Source organism: Psychromicrobium silvestre (assembly GCF_013408295.1).
In the GTDB taxonomy this organism is placed as follows: domain Bacteria; phylum Actinomycetota; class Actinomycetes; order Actinomycetales; family Micrococcaceae; genus Renibacterium; species Renibacterium silvestre.
Genome location: NZ_JACBYQ010000002.1, coordinates 104,569 through 124,643 on the forward strand (window position 1 = coordinate 104,569; position 20,075 = coordinate 124,643).

The 20,075-nt window shown below is 60.2% G+C and carries 20 protein-coding genes; 8 read left to right on the forward strand and 12 right to left on the reverse strand.

What is annotated here, in order from left to right; translation table 11 throughout:
• Positions 1–77 precede the first annotated feature (77 nt).
• Positions 78–953, forward strand: a complete 876-nt coding sequence (locus tag FHU41_RS08520; RefSeq protein ID WP_179389266.1) for a phosphatase PAP2 family protein — start codon at positions 78–80, stop codon at positions 951–953.
• Here FHU41_RS08520 and FHU41_RS08525 read toward each other — a convergent pair.
• The gene (locus FHU41_RS08525) at positions 946–2,145 is read right to left on the reverse strand and encodes an MFS transporter (protein WP_179389267.1); all 1,200 of its coding nucleotides are present in this window, start codon (positions 2,143–2,145) and stop codon (positions 946–948) included. The genes FHU41_RS08520 and FHU41_RS08525 overlap by 8 nt on opposite strands.
• A gap of 138 nt (positions 2,146–2,283) precedes the next feature.
• Between FHU41_RS08525 and FHU41_RS08530 the strand changes: the two genes are divergently transcribed.
• On the forward strand, positions 2,284–3,591 hold the full coding sequence (locus FHU41_RS08530; RefSeq protein ID WP_179389268.1) for an acyltransferase family protein: 1,308 nt from the start codon (positions 2,284–2,286) through the stop codon (positions 3,589–3,591).
• A 38-nt stretch (positions 3,592–3,629) separates the two neighbouring features.
• Here FHU41_RS08530 and FHU41_RS08535 read toward each other — a convergent pair whose 3' ends face one another.
• The 4 genes from FHU41_RS08535 to pdhA all read right to left on the reverse strand — a co-directional run bounded on the left by FHU41_RS08535 (position 3,630) and on the right by pdhA (position 8,073).
• The gene (locus FHU41_RS08535) at positions 3,630–4,439 is read right to left on the reverse strand and encodes an MBL fold metallo-hydrolase (RefSeq protein WP_179389269.1); all 810 of its coding nucleotides are present in this window, start codon (positions 4,437–4,439) and stop codon (positions 3,630–3,632) included.
• 72 nt (positions 4,440–4,511) lie between these two features.
• Positions 4,512–5,909 carry a dihydrolipoamide acetyltransferase family protein gene (locus tag FHU41_RS08540; protein WP_179389270.1) on the reverse strand — a complete coding sequence of 466 codons (1,398 nt, stop codon included), beginning with the start codon at positions 5,907–5,909 and terminating at the stop codon, positions 4,512–4,514.
• Positions 5,909–6,946, reverse strand: coding sequence for an alpha-ketoacid dehydrogenase subunit beta (locus FHU41_RS08545; protein WP_179389271.1), 1,038 nt, complete (start codon positions 6,944–6,946; stop codon positions 5,909–5,911). Before FHU41_RS08545 ends, FHU41_RS08540 begins: the two co-directional genes overlap by 1 nt.
• Complete coding sequence (pdhA, locus tag FHU41_RS08550) at positions 6,943–8,073, reverse strand: pyruvate dehydrogenase (acetyl-transferring) E1 component subunit alpha (protein ID WP_179390374.1); 1,131 nt, start codon at positions 8,071–8,073, stop codon at positions 6,943–6,945. Before pdhA ends, FHU41_RS08545 begins: the two co-directional genes overlap by 4 nt.
• Positions 8,074–8,272: 199 nt before the next feature.
• Here pdhA and FHU41_RS08555 point away from each other — a divergent pair, with 199 nt between their 5' ends.
• The 3 genes from FHU41_RS08555 to FHU41_RS08565 all read left to right on the forward strand — a co-directional run bounded on the left by FHU41_RS08555 (position 8,273) and on the right by FHU41_RS08565 (position 10,202).
• Complete coding sequence (locus FHU41_RS08555) at positions 8,273–8,710, forward strand: Lrp/AsnC family transcriptional regulator (RefSeq protein WP_179389272.1); 438 nt, start codon at positions 8,273–8,275, stop codon at positions 8,708–8,710.
• A gap of 81 nt (positions 8,711–8,791) precedes the next feature.
• The gene (locus FHU41_RS08560; protein ID WP_179389273.1) at positions 8,792–9,727 is read left to right on the forward strand and encodes a hypothetical protein; all 936 of its coding nucleotides are present in this window, start codon (positions 8,792–8,794) and stop codon (positions 9,725–9,727) included.
• Positions 9,728–9,740: 13 nt separating this feature from the next.
• Positions 9,741–10,202, forward strand: a complete 462-nt coding sequence (locus FHU41_RS08565; RefSeq protein WP_179389274.1) for a GNAT family N-acetyltransferase — start codon at positions 9,741–9,743, stop codon at positions 10,200–10,202.
• Between the two features lie 25 nt (positions 10,203–10,227).
• On the opposite strand, the gene FHU41_RS08570 is transcribed toward FHU41_RS08565, so the two are convergent.
• Genes FHU41_RS08570 through paaA form a run of 6 tightly spaced genes read right to left on the reverse strand, consistent with a single transcriptional unit; the run spans position 10,228 to position 14,867 of the window.
• Complete coding sequence (locus FHU41_RS08570; RefSeq protein WP_179389275.1) at positions 10,228–11,007, reverse strand: enoyl-CoA hydratase/isomerase family protein; 780 nt, start codon at positions 11,005–11,007, stop codon at positions 10,228–10,230.
• A 33-nt stretch (positions 11,008–11,040) separates the two neighbouring features.
• Entirely contained in the window at positions 11,041–12,231 is a 1,191-nt protein-coding gene (gene paaE / locus FHU41_RS08575) for a 1,2-phenylacetyl-CoA epoxidase subunit PaaE (protein ID WP_179389276.1), read from the reverse strand.
• Positions 12,231–12,725, reverse strand: a complete 495-nt coding sequence (paaD, locus tag FHU41_RS08580; protein ID WP_343046296.1) for a 1,2-phenylacetyl-CoA epoxidase subunit PaaD — start codon at positions 12,723–12,725, stop codon at positions 12,231–12,233. The genes paaE and paaD overlap by 1 nt, the downstream gene beginning before the upstream one ends.
• Positions 12,722–13,549, reverse strand: a complete 828-nt coding sequence (paaC, locus tag FHU41_RS08585) for a 1,2-phenylacetyl-CoA epoxidase subunit PaaC (RefSeq protein ID WP_179389278.1) — start codon at positions 13,547–13,549, stop codon at positions 12,722–12,724. Before paaC ends, paaD begins: the two co-directional genes overlap by 4 nt.
• A complete protein-coding gene (gene paaB / locus FHU41_RS08590) occupies positions 13,549–13,869 on the reverse strand; it encodes a 1,2-phenylacetyl-CoA epoxidase subunit PaaB (protein WP_179389279.1) in 321 nt (106 codons plus the stop codon). The genes paaC and paaB overlap by 1 nt, the downstream gene beginning before the upstream one ends.
• A 2-nt stretch (positions 13,870–13,871) precedes the next feature.
• On the reverse strand, positions 13,872–14,867 hold the full coding sequence (gene paaA / locus FHU41_RS08595) for a 1,2-phenylacetyl-CoA epoxidase subunit PaaA (RefSeq protein WP_179389280.1): 996 nt from the start codon (positions 14,865–14,867) through the stop codon (positions 13,872–13,874).
• Positions 14,868–15,305: 438 nt separating this feature from the next.
• On the opposite strand from paaA, the gene FHU41_RS08600 reads away from it, so the two are divergent.
• From FHU41_RS08600 to FHU41_RS08610, 3 genes are all read left to right on the forward strand, one after another.
• Positions 15,306–16,040 carry a hypothetical protein gene (locus tag FHU41_RS08600; RefSeq protein ID WP_179389281.1) on the forward strand — a complete coding sequence of 245 codons (735 nt, stop codon included), beginning with the start codon at positions 15,306–15,308 and terminating at the stop codon, positions 16,038–16,040.
• Positions 16,041–16,256: 216 nt separating this feature from the next.
• On the forward strand, positions 16,257–17,282 hold the full coding sequence (locus FHU41_RS08605) for a Rossmann-fold NAD(P)-binding domain-containing protein (RefSeq protein ID WP_179389282.1): 1,026 nt from the start codon (positions 16,257–16,259) through the stop codon (positions 17,280–17,282).
• A 45-nt stretch (positions 17,283–17,327) separates the two neighbouring features.
• Complete coding sequence (locus FHU41_RS08610) at positions 17,328–19,481, forward strand: S9 family peptidase (protein ID WP_179389283.1); 2,154 nt, start codon at positions 17,328–17,330, stop codon at positions 19,479–19,481.
• Here FHU41_RS08610 and FHU41_RS08615 read toward each other — a convergent pair.
• Positions 19,474–20,043 (reverse strand): GNAT family N-acetyltransferase, encoded by a 570-nt coding sequence (locus FHU41_RS08615; protein ID WP_179389284.1) that lies wholly within the window; start codon positions 20,041–20,043, stop codon positions 19,474–19,476. The two genes, FHU41_RS08610 and FHU41_RS08615, sit on opposite strands and share 8 nt — an antisense overlap.
• Positions 20,044–20,075: the final 32 nt, after the last annotated feature.

Sequence of the window (20,075 nt, forward strand, 5' to 3'; positions counted from 1 at the left end):
CACGACACCGAGCCTACCCGCGCCACCGTTTTTCCGCCGATCAGGAAGTCCTTAGGCAGAGGAAGTACCCTGGAAAGGTGAGTTTGAAAGCCGGTCAGGAACAACGCAGCCATCCAGGACTCTTTTTCTTGGCGGCGGCCCTGTCCGGGCTAGGGCTAATTGGAACCTATCTTTTCTTCGTGCAAACCACCACAGGTCAATACATTGACGAATCGGCACTTGTCGAAGCAACCGCCCCCCACGCCGCAGTTGGCGTGCAGGTTTCCTACTTCCTGGATTTGCTGCCCATCATCTCGGTGGCAATCGGCGTGGTCACGGTGCTTTTCGTCTCCCTCTGGCGTCGGCGCTGGCGGGCCGCCGGAATCGCGATACTGGCGATGGCCGCCGCTAACGCCACCACCCAACTGTTCAAGATCGCGCTGCCGGAACGTCCGGATCAAGGGGTGGCCACCCTGAATTTCAATTCGTTGCCGTCCGGGCACAGCACACTGGCGGCGAGCGCCGCGGCGGCGGTCTTCTTGGTCTGCAGCCCTCGCTGGCGTCCATTCGCGGCCTTTGCCGGTGGCAGCTTCGCGATTATTTCCGGCATTTCCACGTTTATCAATCAATGGCACCGACCGGCCGATGTGCTAGCTGCCTACCTGGTAGTGGCGCTCTGGAGCTCGCTCGCGGGCTGGGCAATTATGCGGCAGGGTCGCGCCTGGAATGTTTGGCAGGGCTATGGAAGCCATTGGGCTTCGAGCCGCCTTTGGCCGCTACTCGCGGCGCTCCTGGGCGTGGCCGCAGGGATCTTCGCCACCGTGGTGTTGGGCAAGCTGAGCGCCTCCGGCGCGCAGAGCACTAGCGACTATTTCTTTTCCGGGATTGCGCTCATCGTGATTTCCGGATACTTACTCACCGTGGCTGGTGTGCTACTTTTCGGCTTCGAAGCGCGCCGGGCAAAGCTCAGCTAGGCGTTTTGGGGGAACGCGGAATCCAGTACCAAAGCACGGCACCCGCGGCCAAGCCGATCAATCCTGTGGCGGCGACCCCGAAAGCCAGCGAAATCACGGCGGTGAGGCCAGAGAGCAGCGCGGGTCCGGAAAAGGAACCAAGGTCGGCCAAGAAGCGCCAGATCCCTAGGAATTGAGCCCGCCCTCTGGCTGGCGAGTAGTCAGCGCCTAGGGTCATCACCACGCCGGAACCAATACCATTTCCGAAACCGATCAAAAGGGCTACCAGGAGTAAACCAAGCGCCCCGGTGGTCAGCGGCATAAGCAGCAGCGAAATACCCATCAGCAGCATCGAGGGTACCGCCACCCAGGCTCGACCTCGCCGGTCCATCACCTTTCCAGCCGGATAGAAAACCAACATGTCCACCGCCCCGGAGAGGCCATAGATCAAGGAAGTCGTACTGGCATCAAGGCCCAATCCTTCCGCCCAGAGCGGGAGCACCGCCTGTCGAGAAGCCCGGACCGCGCCAACCAGCAGCACGCCGATACCAATGGTCAGGAATATCCGGCGGCGATCCACCAGAATACTTCGCACTGTGGGTGCCCCAGTGGCCGACTGTGCTCCCCCTTCATGCACCAGGTCCGGCATGCTCAGCGCCACCAATCCGGCGATCACCACAGCGACCACGCCCACCCAGTAGGCGCCCGCCAACTGGAAGAAATTGATGGCCAAGGCTCCGATAAAGGGACCGATGAACACTCCGATGCGCATCACCCCGCCCAGAGTGGACAGTGCCCGGGCCCGGTACTGGATCGGAACCGCCTCGGTAAGGTATTTCTGCCGAGCAAGATTGAAGACGGCGGAGGCGGCTCCGATCAGCAGCACACCTAGGCCGTAGACCCAGAGATTCGGAGCCACGGCGCACAGGATCATGGCTACCATGCTGAGCCCGGCTGCTCCAACAATGGACCAGCGCTCACCATATTTATCGGTCAGAATCGACGCCGGGATATTGCTCAGCAGGGAACCAATACCGATTAAGGTAACCACGAGTGCAGCGATCGCTACCGAGGCTCCGAGGCCTCGGGCACTCAGAGCAATGACGGGGAGGATGGCCCCTTCCCCTAATCCAAAGAGGATCGAAGGCCCAAAAGCGGGTATGGCGATCTTCTTGAAACTAAACTCTGCGCCGTCCTGACTCACTCTTTCCACCCTACCTTGCGTGCCCTAGGCAACCGTCACGGGCTTGTCATCGAATCGTTATGTTTCCAGACGGTCATCAACTAGTTTTCTACATTTGAGTGTTTTATATTAAATCTAATCTCTTGATTTACTAGCCGAGGAGTCCTCATGATCACCACCGAAAGAGTTCGACGTCGCAGCGTGGCGACCGGCCGCAAAGCTCGACTCGAAGCCATTCCGGCCGGCCGCGATCTGGTCGTAGATCTGGTCCGGGTTGCTTGCATGTTTGCCGTGGTGGCCGTCCACCTGTTGATGATCGGCATCCGTCTGGATAGCAACGGCGTGCAGGTCATCAACCCACTCACCTCGATTGGCTGGTTTGCTCAGGGCACCTGGATCGGGCAGGTGATGCCGCTGTTCTTCATCGTCGGCGGCTTCGCCTCGCTCACCTCCTGGCGCAGCCTGCAACGCAGGGGCGGAGACGCTGGCCACTACCTACGGGGCAGATTACTCCGACTGGCTCGACCCACAGTGGCGCTCTATGCCTTCCTCGCGGCGGCACTCTGGATCGCTCATTTTGTCGGGGCGCCGAAAGATCTACTCAAGGTGGTCGCGGCAGGAGCCGGAGTCCAGCTGTGGTTTCTAGCCGCCTACCTGCTCTGCCAATTGATGGTGCCGCTGATGGCAAAACTGCACGAGCGCGCCCCGAAACTGACCATCGGTGCACTACTGCTCGGCGCGATGGCCGTTGACGCCCTACGGATCGGAACCCACCAAGACATCATCGGCTTGGCGAACCTGTTCTTCGTCTGGGTGCTGGTACAGCAGATTGGTTTCTTCTACGCCGACGGAGCCTTCGATAAGCTGAACCGCTGGCAGCTTATCGGGATAGCAGTGCTCTGTTACCTGGTGATGATCCCGCTGACGCACAGCGGAACTTACCCGGTAGACATGTTGACCGCACTCAACCCGCCGATGCTTCCGCTGGTCCTGGTTGGCCTTGCGCAGATCTGCCTGATCAAAGCCTGCTACCCGGCCTTGCAGTGGTTGACCCGGCAGAGCGTGGTTCAGAAGCTGATGTACGTGGTGGGCAGCCGCTCAATGACCATCTACCTCTGGCACCTACCGCTGATTATCGCGGTCTTCGGAGTAGCGCTGCTGCTCGGACTGCCGTTCCCGGAGCCGGGAAGCGCCGACTGGTGGCTCAGCCGCCCGCTGTACTACCTGCTGGCCTTCGGCGTGGTGCTGCTGGTAACCCAACCCCTGGTCAAACTGGAGCTGGCCAGCACAGCGCTGCCTGCCGGCGTCGAACGCCCCCGCCTGGCTGTGGTTGTTTTGGCCACCGCGCTGGCGGCTGCGGGCCCCTTCGCGGTCATGCGGGTGGGACTCGACCTGAGCAACGTGCTTTGGGGACTAGCCGCAATGCTGGCTTCGGTGCTGCTGGTCCGAGGGATGCCACGGTTCATGCGGGCCTAGGCGGACATGCCTAGGCGTTCATGCCTAGGCGGACGCGCCTAGCTGACCTGCTTGAGCCTGGCAATGAACCAACGCGACTGCTCCGGCCCATAGGGCAGAATCGGAATCGACTTGGTCGCATCGTTCGGGGTCTCCCGCATGGCTTCCTGCGCCATCCGGACGGCGGTGGACATCGTGGTCGCCATGGTCTTGACGAACTCATCGTTCACCGGCCGCCCATGCCCGGGAGCGAGGAATTCATACCGTTGGCGCAGCGCCGAAAGCTGGCGCAAGGTATCCGCCCAATCCATTGGATAGGAGTCCTCGAAGGAGGGATGAGCACCTTCCTCCACCAGATCACCGGCAAAGACCACCGAGGGGCTGCCCACCAGAAGGTCACCGTCGGTATGACCGCGACCCAGGTAGAACAGCGTCACCGAGAGCCCGCCCAAATCGACCAGCACCGGCTGATCCTTGACCAAGGCATTCGGTAGCACAAGCTCGGTGTTCTCGCCTTCGGCCGAGGCCATTTCGGGTTCGAAATCGGCATTGAGCTGGCGACGCTGAGCTTCGCCCTTCTCGGCCATGGTTTTCGCCGCATTCTGGTGAGCCCAGAACTCGGTGGCACCATCGGCTGCGAATACCGCATTACCAAAGAAGTGATCGTAGTGCGCATGAGTGTTGACCACCACGAGTGGCAGTGGGGTGACCTCACGAACCGCTTGCAGGATCTGGGCGCCTTGGCGCGGACCGCAGCCGGTATCGATCACCAGCGCTCTTTCGGAGCCCACTATCAATCCGGTGTTGAGCAGTGCTCCCGGGGTGGCCAGGAGATAGTTACCGGGGGCCAGTTCACGCCATGACGCCATTCAGCTACGACCTTTCGATGCTCTTCCAGCACTATTCTGCCGTATAGGAGCGCCAATTGGAGGTAGCCCGGCTTAGAGATCGGCCAGTAAGCCTGCCGGATTCTCAATCGCGTCCGCCACAAAGCGGAGGAACCCACCTGCCGTACCGCCGTCGCACACCCGATGATCGAAGACCAGGGTCAGCTCGGTGAGCTTGCGCACCGCTAGTTCGCCATCCACCACCCAGGGTTTGTCAATAATCCGGCCCACTCCCAGAATGGCGGCTTCCGGGTAATTAATAATGGCCGCCGAACCATCTACTCCGAACACGCCGTAGTTATTCAACGTGAAAGTTCCGCTGCTCAGCTCTGCCGGGCTCGCTTTCCCGGCACGGGCGACGGCGGTCAGTCGGCGAATCTCTGCGTCCAGTTCGCGCGCGCTGAGGGTATGAGCATTGCGGATCGAAGGCACCATGAGCCCACGTTCGGTCTGCGCGGCAAAGCCCAGATTGACACCTTCGACCAGGAGTACGTCTTCTCCCCCGGACTTCCCTGATTCACTGGGATCACTGGGATCACTGGGATCACTGGAATCACTGGATTCACTGGATTCACTGGCAACGATCCGGCTGTTCAATTCCGGGAAACGCACCAACCCGGCCAGCACGAAGCGGGCGATAAAAGCGAGCAGGCTCGGTGTGCCCTCCGGATCGCGCTTCTTCAGCGCCGTCCGCATTTCAACCAGGGCGGTGGCGTCCACATCCACCCAGACCGTTGCCTCCGGGATTTCGCTGCGACTGCGGCTCATGGCCGCAGCGATGGTTCGCCGAGTTCCGCTCAACGGGGTTCTGGACCGGATAGCTAGCCCAGAACGCTTATCTTGAGCATCGGAAAATGAAGGCTCGTCAGCCGCTCTGATTGCAACGGACGTGGCGCTGCGCTCAACATCCTTCCGCAGAATCAAGCCACCGGGGCCGGAGCCAGATACCTCACTCAGCCGCAAGCCGAGCTCCCGGGCCAGCTTACGAACCAAAGGGGAACTCACCAGCGGTGCGGCGGCCAGGTTTCCTGCACGGCTCGTCTGAACCGCCGGAGAGCTGTTTTTTCTCGGGCGGCTCCGCCCGGTCACACCATGACCCGAGGTGCCATAGCCGATCAGCACATTCCCGCTACCGGCGCGTTCTTCCTCCCGATAGCCTTCATGCTGATCGATCGGAGGTGTGGCCTGCCCGACGTCGGGCTCGCTGTCCGTTTCCGTGGCAACACTGAGGAAGGGTTTCCCTACGTCCATTAACTGCCCGGCCTCGCCGTGCAATCGTGCCACCACCCCACCGAAGGGAGAGGGCACCTCAACCACCGATTTGGCGGTTTCCACTTCGGCCACGGGTTGATCGACAACTATTCGCTCGCCCTCGGCGACCAGCCAGCGCACCAGCTCGGCCTCGGTGAGGCCCTCACCAAGATCCGGAAGCAGGAAAACCTGATCAGCCATTACGCGTCCTCCCACTGCAACTCATCCACCACATCAAGAATCCGGTCCACGCTGGGCAATTGGTACTGCTCCAGCTTCGGCGCGGGGAAGGGAATATCGAATCCGGTCACCCGGCGTACCGGGGCAGCCAGCGAGTGAAAACAACGTTCCTGCACCCGGGCGACGATTTCCGAAGCCACCGAGGCAAAGCCTGGCGCCTCCGCAATCACCACGGCGCGGCCGGTGGAGCGTACCGCCGCACAGACCGTTTCATCGTCAAAGGGCACCAGGGAGCGGACATCCACAACCTGCAATGACCGGCCCTCCTGGGCGGCAATCTCCGCCGCCGCGAGCGCGGTAGCCACCGAAGGACCATAGCTGATCAGGGTAGCGTCGGTGCCCTCACGGGCGATTACCGCTTTGCCGATGCTGCTCTCCGAGCGGGCGTCCCGCAGGGCTGCCAGATCCACCTGCTCCTTGGAGAAGTAGAGCTTCTTAGGCTCCAGGAAAACCACCGGATCCGGCGAGTCAATGGCGTCCCGCAGCATCGTGTAGGCGTCCGCCACGGTGGACGGCGCCAGCACGGTCAGCCCCGGGGTGTGAGCGTAGTAAGCCTCAGAGGAGTCGCAGTGATGTTCGACGCCGCCGATGCCACCCGCGTAAGGAATCCGGATCACCATCGGCAACCGGACAGCTCCCCTGGTGCGGTTAGCCATTTTGGCCACATGGGAGACGACCTGTTCGAAGGCCGGGTAGGCAAAGGCATCAAACTGCATTTCCACCACGGGCTTCATCCCGTTCATAGCCATTCCGACGGCGGCGCCCATGATCCCGGATTCGGCCAAGGGAGTATCGAAACAACGATCCTCGCCAAAGCGGGCTTGCAGTCCGTCGGTAATCCGGAAGACACCGCCCAAAGTGCCCACATCCTCACCGAAAATCAGCACACGGGGATCGGCTTGCAGGGCATCGGCAAGCGCCTGATTGAGGGCTTTGGCGAAGGTGACTGGAGCGGAGGTCTGTAGCGGCGTCCCGGATCGTTCGGATACGGCGGTCATCGTGACATCCCTTCCCCTGTTTGGCCCTGAGCTTGTCCGGCTTGGCCCTGAGCCGCTCTGGCGAGCTCATCGGCCAGGAATTCCGATTGCTCTCGGAGCTGCGCGGTGGGCTCGGCGTAGACAAAGCGGAAGAGGTCCATCGGGTCCACTTCCACCTCGGCGTTGAGGCCCGCGCGCATCGCTGCGGCTACCTCGTCAGCCTCGGCGGCGAACTGCGCTTCGTCCTGTTCGGAAAGCGCTCCTTGTGCGCTCAGATAGTGTTGCAGCCGCAAGAGCGGATCCCGCGGCACCCATTGCGCAACCTCTTCTTCACTGCGGTACCTCGTGGCGTCGTCGGCGTTGGTATGGGCGAGCATCCGATAGGTGTGTGCCTCAACCAAAGCCGGCCCGCCGCCGTCGCGCGCTCTCTGAATGAACTTACCCAAAACCGCGAGTAGAGCGGCCAGATCATTGCCATCCACTCGCTCGCCCGGCATACCGTAACCAATCGCCTTATGCGCCAGCGAGGGCGCGACGGTCTGCTGGGAGAGCGGCACCGAAATGGCGAAACCGTTGTTCTGAATCAAGAAGATCACCGGAACGTGGAAAACCGCGGCAAAGTTGAGCGCCTCGTGGAAGTCACCCTCACTGCTGGCCCCATCTCCACAGAGTGCGAGTACCACAGTGTCCTCGCCCTTGAGCTTGGCAGCATGGGCAAGTCCGACGGCGTGCAGCAACTGGGTGGCCAGCGGGGTCGCTTGGGTGGCCACCTTATAGTCATAGGGGTTGTAACCGCCGTGCCAGGAACCTCGCAGTAGCTCCAGCACCTCGACGGGCGGCACGCCTTTGGCCATCACGGCCACCGAGTCCCGGTAGGTGGGGAAAAGCCAGTCCTGCTCGCTCAAACACATTGCAGCAGCCACCTGACAGGCCTCCTGACCGTGCGAGGAAGGGTAAACCGCCATCCTGCCTTGTCGGACCAGCGCACCGGCTTGATCATTGATCCGCCGACCCTTGACCATCTCCGCATAGCCGTGCCGCAGAGCCTGATGGTCCGGGAAGAAATAGCCTTCTTTGCGTCCCGGTTGGTCCATTATTCGCGATCCATCGACATCGATTAACCTGACCGGCTCATTCGATGGGAGCATCACGGCTTCTGGCCGCTCCAAGCTTGCACTCACGGTGCCGCCTCCTTGGTTCACCACGACATTCTGTTCATCTATTGTCCCGCTTGGACACTATTCGTATGACCAGTACGCTAGTTTTGTGGATTTTTTGATGCAAAAAACATAGTCTTGGAGACAAAGTGAAAATGTGATGCAGCTTACCCCCTAATCTGGAGACAGAATGTCCGAGCTCGATGAGATCGACCAGAATATCCTGGCCGAATTGCGCCTAGACGGACGGGCGAGCGTGACGGTAATCGCCGAGCGAGTGCACATTTCGCGAGCGCACGCCTATACCCGGATCGCCCGCCTCACCCGGGAGGGCGTGATCACCAGGTTTGCCGCATTAGTCGATCCGCTCAAGGCCGGACTGCGCTCCAGCGCCTATGTGAGCATGAAGGTGCGCCAGCATGATTGGCGCGAACTAAAGGCTCTCCTCGGCGCGCTGCCCGAGGTGCAGCACATCGCCCTACTCGGCGGAAATTTCGACGTTATGCTCCTGGTTCGCGCTCGGGACAATGTGGATTTGCGTCGAGTGATTTTCGATCAGATTCAATCCATGCCCGGCGTTGTGGACACCCAGACGTACTTGATCTTCGAAGACGTGGATACGCGTTAATATTTCAAGATTTACCTTCTCTCTACCCCATTAAGGCGATATGATTGCTAAATTGCTTCACTCGCCGGGGAAAGGCCGATCATGAGTACTCCGAATTATCCTCCGCCTGGAGGCTACCCTGACGGCTCTCAAGGCTACGGAGGCGGGAGACCAAACCGCACTCCCCCGCCCATTCCAAGACCGGGCGCCGGTTACGACGGACAGCCTCCTTATCCAGGACAACCTGATCCCGGCCCATACCAGGGTCAGCAGTATGGTGGGCCGCAGTATCCAGATCAGCAGTACAGGAGCCAACAGTACGGTAATCAGCAACAGGGCTTTGGCGGCTGGCAGCCCACGCCTCCGAAAAAGAAATTCCCTACTTGGGGCTGGTTCGCCATCGGCGTGCCGCTGCTTGGCATCATCGTCTTGGTAACGGCTTTGATCGCCACCAATCTGCCAAAGACTCCGGTTGCCGATCCAAGTTCAAAGACCCAGACACCCGTCAGCGCTCCACTCGCGGACAGCTCCATACTGCTCTCCGCACCCGCGCCTTACAAGCAGGCACCGGTGTGGGGCACCGAGACTCCGTCGGATTGGACCCCAGATCAGGGCGACGTCACCGACGGCACGAGGTACAAAAACTCGGTGGGATGCTATCTGCTTTTGAGTACAGACCGGCTCTTCTCCACTGATCTGGGCGCCTCCGACAAGAGTTCTGACCAGTTGGCAACTCTCAGTTGGGCTGTGAACACAGTGCAGAGCCTCAAGAAGGAATACCCCGACGCGAAGGAAGAGGCAAGCGCTTCCTTCGCAAGCGTCAGCATGGACAAATTGGGAGGGACTAAATTGCAGTTCTATCCCAAGACAGTGAGTTACACCAATAGCAACGGCATCAAGGTCCGGCTGCAGATGGCCTATCGAGCCATGCCCGGGACCAGCTCGGTTCTGATCGTAGGGGTGGTTTGTAAAAGCAGTGTCCCGGCGATTTCGAGCGGCTGGACAAATGCCCTAGACAACATCTACGTCACCGGATAGGAGTCACCGCATCTTGCTTGAACTTATCTCCCGGGCTCGGGCCGAGCGGATCTTTCGGAATGAGCCCACCGCGGCGGATCGCTGGGCCGAGGACTACCCCCTGGCGGACGAGCTCGACGCCTTGCGTTTCTTCCTAGCCAGCCCCGAGCTGCCGCCAGAACAAGCAGTCCTCGGCCTCTACTCGGTGCACGACGGCGATGGCCTGGCCGTCGGCGGCATCGGGTTCTTCGGGCCACCGGACGCCGAATCCGCGGTCACCATCGGTTATGGGATTGTGCCCTCCGCGCGACGGCAGGGGCTGGCAAGTAACGCGGTAGCCGGGATACTGAAGATCGCCCAACAGCACGGGGTTCGCCTGGTTCAGGCGGTCACCGACCTAGACAACCTGGCCTCGCAGCGGGTACTGACGGTCAATGGATTCGGGGAGGTGCGCCGAGACGACGCTCAGGCCTACTTCGAGATCCCACTGAGCTAGCTCGGCCACCAGACCTTGAACCCGCTCAGTTCTTAAAGGCGGGCGGACGCTTCCGCTGAAAGGCCTCGATCCCTTCGCGATAATTCTCGGTGCTGACAATTGCGGCCTGCACCTTGTTCTCCAGATCCAGAGCCTCCCAGAAACCGAGCCGCTGGTCACGGATCGCCTCGACCAGTTTCTTGCCATCCTGATAAGCATTGATGGGGCCCTTAGCCACCCGAGCCACGATTTGCCGAGTCTGTTCCAGCAGTTCCTCGCCGGGGAAGGCCCGGCTGAACAGCCCGGAGCGCACGGCCTCGCTGCCGCTGATCAGATCCGCGGTATAGATCAAATCCAAGGTCCGGTGGGTTCCCAGTCGTTCGGTGAACAGCCAGTGCCCGCCGGAGTCCAAGACCATGCCCAGGTTCGCAAAGGGCGAGCCGATTTTGGCGTTCTCGGCCACGTAAACCACATCGGCGGCAATCAGCAGACCCAGGCCCGCTCCCAAGGAAGCGCCCTGAGCAGCAGCAAAGCTCGGAGCCGGGAAGTCCATAATCGACCGCATCGCGGGCACAATCTTGCCCTCCAGAAAATCCAGGGCATCGTCGGTTTCAACAACAACCTCGGCCAGGTCACGACCCGCGCAGAAAGCCCTGCCCTCGCCGCGCAGTAAAAGCGCCTGAACCCTGCCCGCGCTAGCCTCTGCCGCAGCCTCGTCCACCGCGCTCTTCAAATCACTCAAAGCTTGTGCGTTCAAGGCATTGAGCTTCTGCGGTGCGTTCAACACCACTTCGGCCACGCCGCCGTCGATCTTCAGTTCGATCATCTACTGCGCCTTCCCTCGGTCCTGTTCTGCAGATTACACGTCGTAGTCGACGGTGACCTTTTCTGAGGTCGGATGGGACTGGCAGGTGAGCACATAGCCCTTGGCCAGTTCGTCCGGCTCCAAGGCATAATTTTCTTCCATCTCCACGGTTCCGCTGACCAGTTTGGCTCGGCAGGTGCCGCAGACTCCGCCTGCACAGGCGAAGGGCACATCTGGCCGCACCCGCAAGGCCGCGTTCAGAATGGTTTCCCGAGCGTGCGTGGGGCTCTTCACCGAACCCTTGAGCCCGTCCAGCGTGAAGGTGACCTCGAAGCTCTCATCGGCTTCGTCAACGACTACCGGCCGCCCATGCTGTGCCTGGGGCTGATCGGGTTTTCCGGTAGTAAAGAGCTCGAAGCGCACCCTCTCTGCAGGAACGCCCCGCTCGGCTAGGGTGTCCCGGCAGAGTTGGACCAGCTCGAAGGGGCCACAGAGGAACCACTCGTCAACCTGCTCCACCGGTAACACGGCACCGAGCAACAATTTGAGCTTCTCAGCGTCGATCCGCCCGCTCAACACCGGCGCAATCCGTTGTTCCCGAGAAAGCACGTGGTGCAGGGCGAAACGGGCTGGATATTTATCCTTCAAATCCGCCAGTTCCTCAAGGAACATCACGTCCATAGCAGCCTTATTGGCGTAGACCAGGTCGAATCTGGTCTTCGGATTGGACTCCAGCAAGGTGCGCGCGATGGCAATTACCGGGGTAATGCCGGAACCTGCCGCTATCGCCACGAAAGATCCGCCAGCCTGGGCAGCAGCCAACTGCTCAGGATGATTCAGATCGGTGAGCACATTGTGATGCCGAGAGGTGAAGGCACCCATCGGACTCATCACTTCCAGGGTGTCCCCCACCGTGAGCTCGGCATTGGCCCAGGTAGAGAATTGACCTCCCAAATCCTTCTTAATCGCTACCCGGATCTCGCTGCTGCCATCCGGAAAGGATTGCGGAGCTGCGCAGATCGAGTAGCTGCGCCGAAGCTCCTTGGGCTCCCCGTCCGCGTCGGGCAAGGTAGTTCGCAATGCGACATATTGTCCCGGCAGGTAGTCGAACTGACCGGCCAGCTCGGCGGGGACTTCGAACCCCACCTCAATGGCATCGGCGGTGAGCCTGCGCACTTCCTTCACCGCCAGGGCGTGGAAGGAGGTCCGTCGGTTTTTTGCTGCGGGCTTACGAATCACTGCCATCAATGCACCTTGAAGTAGTCGAAGGGCTCCAGGCAGTCCTGGCACTTATAAAGCGCCTTGCAGGAGGTAGAGCCGAAGCGGGTTAGCTCACGGGTATTGAGCGACTGGCAAAGGGGGCATTTGACCGCCAAGCTCAGCCGTACCGGGGTGCTCTGGCTGCCTATGGCGGCTCGGCCGGAGGGCGGCGCAATGCCGTATTCAGCCAGCTTCGCCTTACCGGATTCGCTCATCCAGTCCGTGGTCCAGGCCGGCGAAAGCACCAGTTCCACCTTGGCGCTAAGACCCTCCTGGGCAAATTCGGTGGTCAGATCGTCCCGAATCGCCTCCATCGCCGGGCAACCGGAGTAGGTCGGAGTAATCTGCACGGTCACCTCCCCGGCGTCCACCCGAACACTTCGCAAAATCCCTAATTCGGCAATGCTGAGAACCGGAATTTCGGGATCGTTGATCCGCGCCGCAATCTCCCACAGCGCCTCTTCGTTTAAGGTCTTCACCAACTCGCCCCCGGATGTTCGCGGGCTAGCACCTGCATCTCGGCCAGCAGATAGCCGAGATGCTCACTGTGTTCGCCACGCCTGCCACCGCCGCTGGCGCGCGGCAATTGCGGCAATTGCGGCAATTCCAATTCAGCCTCGCTCAGTACCGCGGCAATGAAGGCGTCAAAGTCGGCTCGGAAGGACGACGGCGGCACGGCGACGGTTCCGAGCCTGGCGTACAACTCGTCCTGGTCGAAAAGCTCCTCAAGATGCGGCCAGCTAAGCTTGAGCCCCTCGATCATTCGGCGCCGAGACTCCTCGGTACCCAGGGCAAGCCTGAGCACCCATTGGCTCGCATGGTCGCGGTGATAATCAACTTCCTTGACAGCCTTGGCGGCAATTGCTGCCAAGGTCGGATCGCTGCTGTCCTGAAGACGCCGATACAGTTCGAATTGATAGACCGAGACAATTAGTTGCCTGGCGATGGTGCGGGCAAAATCGCCATTGGGCTGCTCAAAAAGTTGAGCACAGCGAAACTCATTCTCGCCGCGCCAATACGCCAAGTCATCTTCGGTTTTGTCCCAGGCACCGGCAGCATAGCTGAGGAAGGAACGCGCGTGACCGAGCTGGTCCAGCGCAATATTGCCCAGCGCCACATCTTCTTCCAGTTCCGGGGCGCGGGAAATCCACCAGCCCAAACGCTGGGCCAGGATCAAGCCATCGTCCCCCAGACGCAGGGCGTATTCGGCAATGTCCTCGCTCGGCTTGGCACCAGCCTGGGCAATATCCTCTGGCCGCAGCGCATTACCGGGTGTGATTCGAGTAGCTGATTCGGCTGCCATCAGAGGTGCTTCACCCCTTCGCTCTTGGTGTAATACGTCGCATGTCGATAGTCCTTACCCTGCGGGGATTCAAAGAATGCACCCTTGGAATCCGGATCCGAAGTGGAGATAGCCTCCGCCGGGCAGACCCAGACGGAGACGCCCTCATTGCGGCGGGTATACAGGTCCCGGGCATTGCGTAACGCCATCGAAGCGTCCGGTGCGTGCAAAGATCCCGCGTGCACATGTGACAGGCCACGGGAGGAGCGAACAAAGACCTCCCAGAGTGGCCAGGGCTGCTGATCAGCTTGGCTACCGGCTTGGTTATTAACTTCGGTCATGATCAGGCAACCTCTTCATTCTGTTCCTGCGCATTGCGCTGCCGAAGCGCGTAGGCCGCAGCGGCCTCACGTACCCAGGCGCCATCCTCGTGGGCTTCTCGACGGCGTTCCAAGCGTTGCGCATTGCAGGGCCCCCGGCCTGCCAGCACTTCCTTGAACTCGTCCCAGTCGAGCGGTCCGTGCTCCCATTTTTGGGACTCTTCATCAAACCGGACTTGATCGTCCGGCAGAGTCAGCCCGAGCACCTCGACCTGTTCCACCATCATGCCGACGAAGCGCTGGCGTAGCTCGTCATTGGAGAAGCGCTTGATATTCCAAGCCATCGACTGCTTGGAGTTCGGCGAGTCATCGTCCGGCGGGCCGAACATCATCAGTGCAGGTGCGTACCAGCGATTGACCGCGTCCTGTGCCATCTGCTTCTGCTCCGGGGTGCCTTGAGCGAGTTCCAGGAGAATCTCAAAACCTTGACGTTGATGGAAGGATTCCTCCTTGCAGATCCGCACCATGGCTCGGCCATAAGGTCCATAAGAAGCTCGACACAGCGGCACCTGATTGCAGATCGCGGCTCCGTCTACCAGCCAGCCAATGGCGCCGACGTCGGCCCAGCTCCTGGTGGGGTAATTGAAAATGGAGGAGTAGCGCGCCTTGCCCGCAATCAGATCCTCGGTGAGTTGTTGCCGAGGAGTCCCCAGAGTTTCCGCAGCAGAGTATAGATAGAGGCCGTGACCGGCCTCATCCTGAACCTTGGCCATCAGGATGGCCTTGCGCTTGAGGCTAGGTGCCCGGGAAATCCAGTTGGCCTCCGGCTGCATTCCGACAATCTCAGAGTGAGCGTGTTGGGAGATCTGCCGCACTAAGGTCTTCCGGTAAGCGGCGGGCATCCAATCGCGGGGCTCAATCCTAGAGTCCGCCGCGATGATTCGATCAAAAGCCGCCTGACCGGCGTCGTCCGCTGGCTCGCCTGCGGTGCTGCTCACCGGCTCAAGTTTGTGCGCCATCGCTACTCCTTTGGGGTTCCGACTCCGGAATTGAATTACTGACCGTTCGTTCAGTATATCGAAGGGCTGGAGCGGCAGTCAACACGAATACCCCGCAAATCCTCGCCGCCGCCGCCAGGTGTCTCGATAGCGCAACCGACGGGGCAGGTTTTCGGACTTTTCTGTGGATTCCGCGGAATTTTTTAGAATTTGAGATAATTAATCGAAATTTAATAGCCATAGCGCGCTGAGTGTGGTTATGATCATCTTCGGGCACCGCCTAGCGGTACCCGAGAACGGGCCTTATGAAAGGTGTCAGCCTCAGAAATGAAGCTGACTGCTCGTCGCTGGGGGGATGAAACCAATCGTAAATACCTGTACAAAGGGGATAAAGTGCGTGAAAATCGTGCAGAAGACAAATTAACAGCTCCGACGTCGAATTTATTGGGGAGACGCGCCATGCTTGGCGGCGTAGCGGTCGGAGCCGCAGGTGCACTCCTCTCCTCGTCCCTGCTGGCACCCAGCGCCTCGGCAGCAGCCCCGGCAACCACTACGAACCTGGACTACCTTCCGGCGTTCGCAAACTCGGTCAATATCGACCTCACCCAGGACACCATCACTGCCCTGCGGAATCTGAAGAATCAATACCCGGGGACCTCGGGCCTACCGGTGCGGGTCGCCATCGACGCGCTGATAGCAGCAATTGCTGCGGCAAGCTGGGCCGCCTTCAACATCTCGGTGACCTATCCTTCGGCACTGAATATCATCAATAACTGCCCGATTATCAGTACTGGCAGCGAAGTTATCCATGGCCAGCTCCAATATGCCGTCGATCTGATCAAGCTACGCGACACGGTGGCCGGAGCAAATATCATCCGAACGGACAACACCGGCGCGAGCTTCACCGCGAACGCCGCTGCCGGAGTGGGTCAAGGCGAAGTGCTCGCCAGCATCCCGCTGAAGTACCAGCAGGTGAGTGTCTCACTGACCTCGGGAACGCACACCAACTACGCGATCACCGCTCAGGTTGATCCAGAGGATGCGGTGACCACGAACAACACCGTGGGCAGCAATGTCGGCGTAACGGTCACCGTCATTTCCGCTATTGGCGATGCCGTGCAGGTACTCAAGGAAGTTCTGCATATCGAGAACTTCTACCTCATGGTACCGATTCTTTCCGATACTCGGATCTAAGTTTATGGCGGGGAATAACCTGCGCTTATTCCCCGCCATAAGTCCGAAGTATCCCTGAGTGTAAAAGAAATAATGAATCCAGAGAATTTCCTGAAAATTACCTTGGAATTTCCTGTTGCTCGAAACAGGGCCTCTCAATCATTAATCACGCACAAAGTTGCAACTATTACGGGTACCGGCCAATTCCATTGAGATAAATTGAGATAAGCTGCTCGAATGCCTCATGCTGTAGTTTTCGGTGGCACCGGCGTCCTGGGCCGGGCAGCCGCTCAGCAACTGATCTCCTCGGGATGGTCCGTCGATATCATCGGGCGGAACAGCCTCCACGTGCCGCAAACCCTCCTGGACGCCGGCGCCATCTTCAAGAGCCTTAACCGCTATCAACCAGAGGCGCTTCGCTCAGCGCTGAGCGCTGGCGCGAATCTACTCCTTGACGGACTCTGCTTCACGGCTCAGCATGCGCAACAGCTCCTACCCGCGTTGCCCGGCATCGGGCATACCGTAATGCTCTCCAGCAAAGCGGTTTACATCGACGACCAGGGCCGCCATATCAACTCCGAGGAGCCGCCACGTTTTCCCGGCTCGATTCGAGAGAACCAAGCCACCATGTCTCCGGGCTATGCGGACTACCAGAGCCAAGAAGGCTACGGCGCGAATAAGGTTGCTGCCGAACAAGTACTCCTCGATAGCGGTTACCCCGTCTCCGTGGTCAGGGCTTCAAAGGTACACGGCGCAGGTGCGGCACGGCCACGCGAGTGGGTCTTCCTCAAGCGGATACTAGATCGTAGGCCTGCCGTTTTTCTGGCAAACCGCGGGCTCGGCGCCGATCACACCACGGCAGCGGTGAACACGGCCGCCTTGATCGCCCGGATCGCCTTACTCCCGGGCCAGCGAATTCTGAATAGCGCCGATCCAGATGCGCCGGATGGCTTAGAAATTGCTCGAGCTATCGCCGAACATATGGGCTATGAGTGGCAGGAGATTCTGCTAGAACCCGGGCAGTCGGATCTTGGCACGCATCCCTGGGACTTCACGCCACCGATCGTCCTGGACACTAGCGCTGCGAAGGCTCTCGGCTATCAGCCGGTGGGCGGCTTCCGGGAGACCATCGGCCTCGAACTCGACTGGCTACTGGCCCAGGTCGAAGCTGGCAGAGCGCCCGCCGCAGACGACCCGTTCTTCGGTCAGTACCTCGATTACGCTGCCGAGGATGCCTACCTCCGCGAGGCAATGCCGCGCTGAGCGAAATGGCTACCACGCCGTCGTAGGGGTCAATAGAGTATTTCCATGACTAATGCTCCGGTTGCGAAGAAGATCCCGACCACCCGAACCCACCACGGCGATACCTTCACGGACAGCTACGAATGGCTGCGGGAGAAGGAAAACCCGGAGGTACTGGCTCATCTGGAGGCTGAGCAAGCCTTCACCGATTCGGTCACCGGGCATCAGGAGCAGCTTCGTCAAGCGATCTTCGAGGAAATCAAGAACCGCACCCAGGAGACCGATCTCTCGGTTCCCTATCGCCGTGATCAGTGGTGGTACTACCTGCGGATGGAAGAGGGCAAGCAGTATGCTATCCACTGCCGCGTCCCCGCAATCGATACCGGTGATCAGGTGGCTGACTGGACCCCGCCAGCCATCGTCCCGGGCGAGCCGATTCCGGGTGAACAGGTGATCCTCGACGGCAACGCCGAGGCCGAAGGGAAGCCCTTTTTCTCCCTGGGCGGCCAAGCCCTGACTCGTAACCACAGGCTTTTGGCCTATGCGGTAGACCACGCAGGGGATGAAAGATTCACCCTGCGGATCAAGGACCTGGAAACGGGCACACTGCTTGCGGATGAGATCGCCGGGATTTTCTACGGCCTAGCCTTCTCCCCCGACGGCCAGGAGATCTTTTACACCGTGGTGGACGACTCTTGGCGCCCTTACCAGGTGAAGTCGCATCGGCTCGGCACCGATTCCGCCGAAGACACCGTGATCTACCAGGAGGACGACCTGGGGATGTGGACCGGCTTTGAACTCTCCGCCGACCGCAACTTACTTCTGATCAGCGTCGGTTGCTCGGAGTACAGCGAAAGCTGGATCCTAGACTTTGCCGACCGGGAGGCCGGGCTGCGACAGGTGATCTCCCGAGACGAAGGAGTGTTGTACGACGTGGATCCGGTCACCGTGGGTGGGCAACAACAGTTGCTGGTGACTCACAACCGAAAAGCCCGTAACTCCATGGTCTCTCTGGTGCCGCTGAGCGAACTCACTAAACCGCTGAACGAGCAGCAATGGACCACCGTGTTGGCGCACAGCGATACCGTTCGGGTCAATGGCACCGCCTCCAACGCCAGTCATGCCTTCATCTCGGTCCGCCAGGACACCACGGAGAAGGTGCTGCTGCTGCCCTTGGATCGGTTGGAGGGCACACCGCTGGAACCCGGTTTCGATGAGGCACTGTGCACCGTGGAACTCTCGCTCGCCGAGTTCAACGCGCCACAGATCAGGCTCAACTACACCTCCTTCGTTACCCCTCCCCGGGTCTACGACTACGTGCTGGCCACCGGCGAGCTCCTGCTTCGCAAGGAGAGCCCCGTACTGGGTGGCTACGACCCGGCCGATTACGTCGCGGAACGAGAGTGGGCAGTGGCCGCGGACGGGGTGAAGGTACCGCTTTCGGTGATCCGACGGGCGGACACCCCGCGCGACGGCGGCAATCCGGCGGTGATTTACGGTTACGGCAGCTATGAGGTCAGCATGGACCCCGGCTTCGCCATCCCTAGGTTGTCCCTGCTGGATCGCGGCATCGTCTTTGTTATTGCACATATTCGCGGCGGCGGTGAACTCGGCCGTGGCTGGTACGAGGACGGCAAGAAGTTGACGAAGAAAAACACCTTCACCGATTTCGTTGCGGCCACCGATTGGCTCGCCGCTTCGGGCTGGGCCGATCCGGCGAGAATTGCTGCCCTGGGCGGATCCGCTGGCGGCCTGTTAATGGGAGCGATCCTGAACCTGGCTCCGGAAAAGTACGCGGCCGTCGTCGCCCAAGTTCCCTTTGTTGACGCCCTGACCACCATTCTTGACCCGGATCTGCCGCTTTCCGCCCTGGAATGGGAGGAGTGGGGAAATCCCATCACGGATCCCGAGGTGTACCAGTACATGAAGGATTACACCCCCTATGAAAATGTGCGGGCGGTGAACTACCCGAAGATCGCGGCCGTGACAAGCCTCAACGACACCCGGGTGCTCTATGTGGAGCCCGCGAAATGGGTACAGGTTCTGCGCGAAACAACCACCGGTTCGGAGCCAATCGTGCTCAAGATCGAAATGGACGGCGGGCACGGAGGTGCTTCCGGCCGGTACGAAGGCTGGAAGACCAGAGCCTGGGATTATGCTTTCCTGGCCGATGCGCTCGGGGCGGTAGAACCCGTCGACTCGGTGGTTTCGGTCAGTTAGGTTGCTGCCATTCGCTGAGCAAAATCGAGTAGACCGCCTCGGAGGACCATTCACCTTTGAGGTACCAGTTGTCTCGTAAGGTGGCTTCTCGACTCATGCCGAGTCGCTCGCAGATCTTGCGGGAGCCATCGTTAGCGGCATCCAATCGGGCTTGGATTCGGCGGAACCCTAGGGTGTTAAAGGCGAGGGCGAGCACGGCGCGCGCTGCCTCGGTGGCGTAACCATGACCTTGGCCCTCCGGGGCCAAGGTCCAGCCAATCTCGCCGACAAAACCGTGCTGAGCGTCGCCACCCTCTTCCCATTTGAGCGCTATTTCGCCAATCAGGCCGGGCTGATCGGCACGCTCCACCACGAAGCTGGCCCAATCTCCCTGTTTGCTGAACTCGGCACGGCTAAACCGTCCCACCCGTTCCATGCACTCGGCCAGGCTACGTGCCTCGTTGAAGAGGAACCGTGCGGTTTCCGGTAGTGACTGATAGGCGTAATAAGCCTGTAGATCCTCCGGGCTAAAACGCCGCAGCACCAGGCGTTCGGTACTCAGGGGATAAGGGATTTCCGGCATCGATGACACCCTCACACCGTACCGCGAATCCT

Coding starts and splice junctions, on each gene's coding strand:
- FHU41_RS08530 (WP_179389268.1), top strand. CDS start 2,284: ATGATCACCACCGAAAGAGTTCGACGTCGCAGCGTGGCGACCGGCCGC.
- FHU41_RS08535 (WP_179389269.1), bottom strand. CDS start 4,439: ATGGCGTCATGGCGTGAACTGGCCCCCGGTAACTATCTCCTGGCCACC.
- FHU41_RS08540 (WP_179389270.1), bottom strand. CDS start 5,909: ATGGCTGATCAGGTTTTCCTGCTTCCGGATCTTGGTGAGGGCCTCACC.
- FHU41_RS08545 (WP_179389271.1), bottom strand. CDS start 6,946: ATGACCGCCGTATCCGAACGATCCGGGACGCCGCTACAGACCTCCGCT.
- pdhA (WP_179390374.1), bottom strand. CDS start 8,073: ATGCTCCCATCGAATGAGCCGGTCAGGTTAATCGATGTCGATGGATCG.
- FHU41_RS08555 (WP_179389272.1), top strand. CDS start 8,273: ATGTCCGAGCTCGATGAGATCGACCAGAATATCCTGGCCGAATTGCGC.
- FHU41_RS08560 (WP_179389273.1), top strand. CDS start 8,792: ATGAGTACTCCGAATTATCCTCCGCCTGGAGGCTACCCTGACGGCTCT.
- FHU41_RS08570 (WP_179389275.1), bottom strand. CDS start 11,007: ATGATCGAACTGAAGATCGACGGCGGCGTGGCCGAAGTGGTGTTGAAC.
- paaE (WP_179389276.1), bottom strand. CDS start 12,231: ATGGCAGTGATTCGTAAGCCCGCAGCAAAAAACCGACGGACCTCCTTC.
- paaC (WP_179389278.1), bottom strand. CDS start 13,549: ATGGCAGCCGAATCAGCTACTCGAATCACACCCGGTAATGCGCTGCGG.
- paaB (WP_179389279.1), bottom strand. CDS start 13,869: ATGACCGAAGTTAATAACCAAGCCGGTAGCCAAGCTGATCAGCAGCCC.
- paaA (WP_179389280.1), bottom strand. CDS start 14,867: ATGGCGCACAAACTTGAGCCGGTGAGCAGCACCGCAGGCGAGCCAGCG.
- FHU41_RS08600 (WP_179389281.1), top strand. CDS start 15,306: ATGCTTGGCGGCGTAGCGGTCGGAGCCGCAGGTGCACTCCTCTCCTCG.
- FHU41_RS08605 (WP_179389282.1), top strand. CDS start 16,257: ATGCCTCATGCTGTAGTTTTCGGTGGCACCGGCGTCCTGGGCCGGGCA.
- FHU41_RS08610 (WP_179389283.1), top strand. CDS start 17,328: ATGACTAATGCTCCGGTTGCGAAGAAGATCCCGACCACCCGAACCCAC.
- FHU41_RS08615 (WP_179389284.1), bottom strand. CDS start 20,043: ATGCCGGAAATCCCTTATCCCCTGAGTACCGAACGCCTGGTGCTGCGG.